Origin of the sequence: Mycobacterium sp., assembly GCF_049278535.1 — a bacterium.
In the GTDB taxonomy this organism is placed as follows: Bacteria; Actinomycetota; Actinomycetes; order Mycobacteriales; family Mycobacteriaceae; genus Mycobacterium.
The window spans coordinates 1-7,368 of sequence record NZ_JBAPMI010000031.1 but is presented as its reverse complement, the minus strand read 5'-3'; the positions used below and the strand labels follow the sequence as shown (position 1 = coordinate 7,368).

Below are 7,368 nucleotides of genomic sequence, written 5' to 3'. Positions count from 1 at the left end.
TCTGCTATCACTTCAACATCTTCCCGTTATTAATTAAATTCATTCCGTTCATTGCCGTCCTGATGTTCTTCGGCCTTGCCGGCGGCGTCGCAGTCACGAGCCTGATCCTGCGTTATAAGTCGAGGCTTGAGGGACTGGCATGGAGCATTGCCGGAGTGTTGATGCCCTTTTCCTGTGTCTTCTACCCGCTGAAAACGCTGCCGGCTTCACTTCGTCCATTCGCGATGGCTCTGCCCACCACGCATTCCTTCGAGGGGATGAGACAGGTGTTGGCAGGGCGGGGATTTTCGATAGTGGACTTCCAATGGGGCCTCACGCTGGACGTCGTATACATAGCACTCGCCTTGCTGTTGTTTTACCGGATGTTCGAGTCAGCCCGATCTCGGGGACTCCTGATAAAGCTGGAGTAGCGCGCGCTCGGTCTTGTGGGCCCCGGGTAATTGACCGGCGACGAGGCCATATCGAGGACTAGTGTCTCTCCGTGCTGGTTTGCCCGCCGAGCGGCCCCTTTTCGCGCCGTAACTCCTCGAGTCGGCGGAGCTGGTCTTCGTTTAGTCGGCCGACGCCGTAGCCGCTACTCCCGTCACGAATGTGATCGAGGTTCAGCAGGGTCTCGGGATCGTATGAAGTTCGCTCGTGACCAATCAAGGGTCCCCCGTACTCGAGCGAGCTGATCTCTTTCACTTTCTCGCGCATTCGGTCGATTGAATTGGCTTCGGCGATTTCGTCGATCAGCTCTGGGCGCGCCGCGATATTCAGATAGGCGGCGATCGCGCTCACCGATTCCGTTGGTTTCCGCGTGATTGCCTCATAGCTCAGTATGAGCGCGCCGTTACTTCGATGACGTTGGTAGAGGTCGAGAGAACTCGACATCACAGCGATAGCATGTTCAAAGTCAACGCCGAACATGGTCATGAACGATGCGGTCGCATCGGTCAGATCGCGCCACGTGTAGATCACCTTGGCAGCCCGTACCTGCGCAAGACCCAGTCCGACGGTGCTAAGCGAATGACATTTGACGACTGCATGCACGCAAGATGGGGGTACGCCCGCCAGGAAGCGCTGCAGGTTCTCGTCGTAGCCGCCATATACGTCCTGCGCAGAATTGCGCAGCACGGCCATGACGACGTTGTACGACCAAGTCGAGGCGCTGCGGGGGATTCCATTGCAGAGAACAAGCATCGTAATCCCTTGGCGATCAAAGCTTTTCCGGTAGGATACATTGCGGACGTGGCAAGCGCAAAGCGTGACCGCAGAGTTGCCACGATAATTCGATAATTCCGTTGTGCACGCGATTTTCCGCAAAGCGCGGATGCGTTTTCCTACAGATTCATGGTGGGTCGTAGCGCAGATTCACACCACTGCGCCGCACGGCCGAATAGCGGGCGCTCTTTGAAGAATATCGCGTTGCCCCAGGACCCCGGGATCGTGTGCGAGTGATTGAAGTAATAGGAGATGAGCTCATGTTCATCGACGTGGTAAATCACCACGTGCCATGCGTATCCCATTGACCGCATGAGCTCGACCGTGGCGGCCAAATGTCCATGCGCTCCCTTCCCGAAGGCATGCTCGGAATCCCAGTATTCGGTCATCACGACCGGGATATCAGGCTCGCCGAGGCCCTTGATGACGTCGATGTCCGTGCCCTCGGTGTCGACCTTGAGCAGTCCGATCTGGTTCGGAATCTCGCCGCTCTGCCGAAGGCTGGCAAGGCTGCGGACTTGCACCGGAACTGTGTCGGCAAACCGGAAGCTGGTGCCCACGGGATGATCGATCAAGCTGTGGAATAGCGAAGCGTCCTGATCTTCAGCTTCGGTAGTAGCCGCCGCGACATTGAGCTGACCCTCGCCATCGGCCGCGCCGACGGCGACTTGCGACGCGGTGAAGTTCGCCTTGCCGCCGAGACGGTTCTGAAGGGCAGCGAAGCTTGCCGGAAAGGGCTCGAACGCGTAGACCTGGCAACCACAGTCGAGCAGACGTGTGGCGACGTCGCCGACATGGGCGCCGACGTCGATCGCTGTCCGACTGTCGAGGTACGACGAAAGATATTGCAAAAGGCCGATTTCCGGATTGAGTGCGGAGAATGCGTCAGCAGCGGGCGCCACGACCGGAGCGCTTTGATGATTTGCGGAGCTCTGATCGGCGACGGTTGCAGTTAGCGAACGGATCTCCGCTTCCAAAAACTTATACTGCTGTTCGGCCCGCGTATCGAGCTTGGTGATCAGACCAAGTATGCGGGCCAGCGCGTCGATGATGGTGCTGTCGTTCAGCACCAGTGTGTGCAGGTAGTTCTCGAGCTCACGGTCTTTGTCGGTGAACCCCTCAAGTCCGGTGTAGATCTCCTCGGGCTCGGTCATGATCGGACGACCCGCGTGTTAGCACCGCGCCTTGGCATGAGGTCCTCATACGTGGAGGTGATCGGCCCTCCCGCATCGAGGGAGCGCCATATCCAGTCGCTTGCCCCGGCCGCAGTGAAATGCCCGCTCAATTGCGCAGCGCGAGAGCGAATGTCGGTCTGGCGGTCCGGGCTTATCAGGTCCTCGACGGACGCGAGTACGGCCGCCCGGTCGTACGGAGCGACGGCGCCGAGGTCGAAGCGCTGGACAAACCCCGCCGCACAGGTCGCGGGGCTGCCGATCACCAGCATCGGTAGATGGGAGGTCGCCATCATGGTGACCATGCGGCTGGGCAGGCTCAGCTCCGCGATGGCGCGTACGGATGGCGGGCTCAGGCCGTCGAGCGTATCGGTGGGAACGACGGCGAATGCATACTCGCCGAGCACCTTCGGCAAGTCGTCTTCGGCAATCGGATTCCGTTGCACGATGCCGTCTGCGGCAAGTTCGTCGCGATCGTATTCCAGTCCCGGCGGATTGAGCTGATTGCAGTACCAGTCGATCGTCACTCCGGCGCCCCGGAAGATCCGCCGAAGCATGTCCAGCCACCGCTGCCCCCAGATGTTGCCGAGCAGAACCCCGCGTCGCGGATCAATGCCTGGCGCGAGCGGTGTCGCCTCGCGCTTGACGATGTGGTCGGCCACGACAGGAGGCATGACCCAGAACGGCACGCCGTATTTCTCTTCGTAGACGTCGCGCATCTCGGGGCCGATCACCAGTCGAAGCCGTGCGGTGTCCAGTAGCTCGCGCATCAGGTCATCGGTGATGCCATCCGCGCAGACATTCTTGTCGTCCATTATGTAGACGCCAAGCGGAGCGCCGAGCACATCGTGGGCGGCCAGCGCCAGGGTCGCTTCCGCCGGCGTGTAGGGCACGCAAATTATGCGGCGGACGTTCACTCCTACCAGGCTCGACTTGAGCCAAGCCGATATCACCGGTCTCGCCGCCTTGGCCAGTGGGAGCCGCAGCCTGACACAGCCGAAATCCTGTATGCCGTCGTAGAAATCCTCCGAGCGGAGCGAGATGATCGATTTCTGGTCGGGGAAGATTCGCAGCAGCAGCGTGCCGGTGCCATGCAGCGAATTGACCTCGCACGCGGTGATCACGAGATCTGTGGCGTCGGGCAGGCTGGACAGGTCGATGTCTTCGATACTTTCCGCTGCGTCCACCTGCCCGGAGAGGATTGCCTGCAACCGCGCGCGCGCCTTCTCGGCAATGAGCAGTGGGCTGCCAATCATTTCACTAGCTCCCTAGATAGGTGTTCCTGGCGTGGCGACATCTTGCCGGTCGCGAAGCCGCGCGTCTTGCAGTGAAACAATTTCATTTATGCATCGTTCAAGGTCGTATTCCATCTTCCACTCTGGAAAATGCGACTGTATTTTCTGGAGATCCGATATGTAGCAAATATGGTCGCCGGTTCTATGATTTTCAGTCAGCTGGTATTCCAGCGGGTGGCCCATCTGGTCCAGGACTTCGATCGTCTCAAGAATTGACAAGCTGTTGTCCCGGCCACCGCCAAGGTTATACACCTCGCCGTTCCGCGGACTTGCAAAGAATTCTAAGAATAATTGAGCTACGTCGTCGCAGTGAATCTGGTCTCTAACCTGTTTTCCTTTGTAGCCAAAAATAGTGTACGGGCGTCCACTGAGTGCGCAGGCGACGATGTAGGCGAGGTAGCCGTGTAGTTCGACAGCGGCGTGCTGGGGACCGGTCAGGCAACCGCACCGGAATATGCCGATCGGCATGTTGAAATAGCGCCCGAATTCCTGCGCCAGGACGTCGGCGGCGACTTTCGAGGCGCCAAACAGCGAATGCAGGCACGCATCGATCGACATCGCTTCATCGATCGCCAGCAGGCCATCGGCGTAGTCGTAGCGCGTGGCATGTTCGATCATCGGCAGCGAGTTCGGCCGGTCGCCATAGACCTTGTTGGTGCTTGTGAAGCAGAACGGAGATTCGGGGCAAAAATCGCGAGACGCGACGAGAATATTCAGGGTACCCACCGCGTTGACGTCAAAATCGTCATACGGAATTTTGGCCGCCAGGTCGTGGGATGGTTGCGCGGCCGTATGAATAATGAAATCTGGGCGATGCTCCGCGAAGACGTCTCTAATCAGCTGCCGATCACGGATGTCGGCATGAATATGATGGTAGCGGCGAGATTGGTCCTTCAGGCTGGCGACTACCGCCGCGGTCGAGCCGGCGGGGCCGAAGAATTGCAGGCGCATGTCGTTGTCGATGCCGATGACTTCCCAACCGCGGGAGATCAGAGCGCCTACACATGCCGACCCAATGAGACCCGCTGAACCGGTTATGAGCGCCTTCAATCGCCCCCCTTTTTGGTTCAGGGCCCCTTCGAATATTGGACGTAAGGGTACAACCCCTGGACATCGTGCGCCGGTTAACGGCGAATCAGATCAGTACCGCTAGCGGCCATTGAACTGCGGAGTGCGCTTCTCGGCGAACGCTTTCGGGCCTTCCTTCGCGTCCTCGGAGAGGAACACGCTGATGCCCAGCTGAGTGTCGATCTTGAACGCGTCGTTTTCCGGCAGGCCCTCGGTGTCGCGGATGGAACGCAGGATCGCCTGCACGGCCAGCGGCCCGTTATTGCTGATCACGTCGGCGATCTCGAGTGCCTTGGTCAGCGCGTCCCCGTCGGGAACGACGTAGCCGATCAGGCCGATCTCTTTGGCCTCTGTAGCGGTGATGTGCCGTCCGGTCAGCAGCAGATCAGCGGCAATCGTGTAGGGGATCTGCCGCACCAGTCGCACCGCCGAGCCGCCCATCGGATACAGGCTCCACTTGGCTTCGGAGATGCCGAACTTGGCGCTTTCGCCCGCGATGCGGATGTCGGTGCCCTGCAGGATCTCGGTGCCGCCGGCGATCGCCGGTCCCTCGACCGCGGCGATCAGCGGCTTGGTCAGCCGCCGGCCCTTGAGCAGCGCATCGATGCGTGACGGGTCGTAGCTGCCGTCCTTGAACGAGTCGCCCGGTGGACGCGCGGTCGCCGCTTTGAGGTCCATGCCCGCGCAGAAGTAGCCGCCGGCCCCGGTCAGGATGCAGCAGCGGATGTCGGGATCGGTGTCGACGCGGTCCCAGGCCTCGACCATGATCGAGAGCATCTCGGTGGAAAGTGCATTGCGGGCCTCGGGGCGGTTCAACGTCAAGATCAGGGTGTGTCCGCGCTGCTCAATGAGGGCGTCGGCCTTCTTTTCTGACTCGCTCACCGATGATTGCCTTCCTGTGCGCCGGCCTGAAACTTGTCAGGAAATGTAACACGTTCTAATTTAGGTTCCGTGGCCCTGAATATTGCCGACTTGGCGGAGCACGCCATCGATGCCGTCCCTGACCGTGTTGCCCTGATCTGCGGCGACGAGCAGCTGACCTATGCCCAACTCGAGGAGAAGGCGAACCGCCTCGCGCACTACCTGCAGAAGCAGGGTGTGAAGAAGGACGACAAGGTCGGCCTGTACTGCCGCAATCGCATCGAGATCGTCATCGCGATGGTGGGCATCATCAAGGCGGGCGCGATCCTGGTCAACATCAACTACCGCTACGTCGAGGGCGAACTGCGCTACTTGTTTGACAACTCCGACATGGTCGCGCTGGTGCACGAGCGCCAGTACTCCGAGCGGGTCGCCAACGTAGTGCCGGACACCCCCAACGTGAAGACGGTCCTGGTAATCGACGACGGTTCCGATGTTCCGGACAGCGCGTACCAGAGCTACGGGGGCGTCGAGTTCTACGCCGCGATCGCAGATAGCTCCGCCGAGCGAGACTTCGGCCCGCGCAGCGCCGACGACATCTATCTGCTCTACACCGGAGGCACCACTGGGTTCCCCAAGGGCGTGATGTGGCGCCACGAGGACATCTACCGGGTGCTGTTCGGTGGAACCGATTTCGCCACAGGCGAATTCATCAAAGACGAGTACGACCTCGCCAAGGGCGCCGCGGCCAACCCGCCTATGATCCGGCACCCGATCCCGCCGATGATCCACGGCGCCACCCAGTCGGCAACCTGGATGTCCATCTTCGCCGGTCAAACCACAGTGCTGGCACCAGAATTCAACGCCGACGAGGTCTGGCGAAGGATCCACGACCACAAGGTGAACATGCTGTTCTTCACCGGTGACGCGATGGCGCGGCCGTTGCTGGACGCGCTGTTGGCGCACCAGGACAAGGGCAACGAGTACGACCTGTCGTCGCTGTTCCTGCTGGCCTCCACCGCGGCGTTGTTCTCACCGAGCATCAAGGAGAAGTTCCTCGAGCTGCTGCCCAACCGGATCATCACCGACTCAATTGGCTCGTCGGAGACCGGCTTTGGCGGTACCAGCATCGTCGCCAAGGATGCGCCGCACAGCGGCGGTCCGCGCGTGAGCATCGACCACCGCACGGTCGTCCTCGACGACCACGGCAACGAGGTCAAGCCGGGCTCCGGAGTCCGCGGCTTCATCGCCAAGAAGGGCAACATTCCGGTCGGCTACTACAAGGACGAGAAGAAGACCGCCGAGACGTTCAAGACCATCAACGGCGTCCGCTATGCGATCCCGGGTGACTTCGCCACGGTCGAGGAAGACGGCAGCGTGACGATGCTGGGCCGCGGCTCGGTATCGATCAACAGCGGCGGCGAGAAGATCTACCCCGAAGAAGTCGAGGCCGCGCTGAAGGGGCACCCCGACGTCTTCGACGCCCTCGTCGTCGGAGTGCCCGACCCCCGCTACGGCCAGCACGTCGCCGCGGTCGTGCAGGCACGGCCCGGCGCCCGGCCCGCGCTGTCCGACCTGGACTCGTTCGTCCGCGCCGAGATCGCGGGATACAAAGTGCCGCGCAGTCTTTGGCTGGTCGACGAGGTCAAGCGTTCGCCGGCGGGCAAGCCGGATTACCGGTGGGCCAAGGAGCAGACCGAGGCGCGACCGGCCGACGACGTACACGCCGCACACGCGACCGCTTGACCGATTTCGTCAAGAGCCACCCC

At 60.9% G+C, this 7,368-nt stretch carries 7 protein-coding genes; 2 read left to right on the top strand and 5 right to left on the bottom strand.

Annotated elements, in window-relative coordinates:
- Nucleotides 1-410, top strand: a 410-nt coding sequence (locus tag WAO18_RS01865; protein ID WP_422203403.1) for a hypothetical protein, incomplete at its 5' end; no start/stop codon positions are given.
- Between the two features lie 58 nt (nucleotides 411-468).
- On the opposite strand, the gene WAO18_RS01860 is transcribed toward WAO18_RS01865, so the two are convergent.
- From WAO18_RS01860 to WAO18_RS01840, 5 genes are all read right to left on the bottom strand, one after another.
- Nucleotides 469-1,122, bottom strand: a complete 654-nt coding sequence (locus WAO18_RS01860) for a sulfotransferase domain-containing protein (RefSeq protein WP_422203402.1) — start codon at nucleotides 1,120-1,122, stop codon at nucleotides 469-471.
- A 200-nt stretch (nucleotides 1,123-1,322) separates the two neighbouring features.
- Nucleotides 1,323-2,273, bottom strand: a complete 951-nt coding sequence (locus WAO18_RS01855) for an FkbM family methyltransferase (RefSeq protein ID WP_422203401.1) — start codon at nucleotides 2,271-2,273, stop codon at nucleotides 1,323-1,325.
- 80 nt (nucleotides 2,274-2,353) lie between these two features.
- Nucleotides 2,354-3,631 (bottom strand): hypothetical protein, encoded by a 1,278-nt coding sequence (locus WAO18_RS01850; protein WP_422203400.1) that lies wholly within the window; start codon nucleotides 3,629-3,631, stop codon nucleotides 2,354-2,356.
- A gap of 12 nt (nucleotides 3,632-3,643) precedes the next feature.
- A complete protein-coding gene (locus WAO18_RS01845; RefSeq protein ID WP_422203399.1) occupies nucleotides 3,644-4,720 on the bottom strand; it encodes an NAD-dependent epimerase/dehydratase family protein in 1,077 nt (358 codons plus the stop codon).
- Nucleotides 4,721-4,819: 99 nt separating this feature from the next.
- Nucleotides 4,820-5,620 (bottom strand): crotonase/enoyl-CoA hydratase family protein, encoded by an 801-nt coding sequence (locus WAO18_RS01840; protein WP_422203398.1) that lies wholly within the window; start codon nucleotides 5,618-5,620, stop codon nucleotides 4,820-4,822.
- A 33-nt stretch (nucleotides 5,621-5,653) separates the two neighbouring features.
- Between WAO18_RS01840 and WAO18_RS01835 the strand changes: the two genes are divergently transcribed.
- Nucleotides 5,654-7,345, top strand: coding sequence for an acyl-CoA synthetase (locus WAO18_RS01835; RefSeq protein WP_422203396.1), 1,692 nt, complete (start codon nucleotides 5,654-5,656; stop codon nucleotides 7,343-7,345).
- Nucleotides 7,346-7,368: the final 23 nt, after the last annotated feature.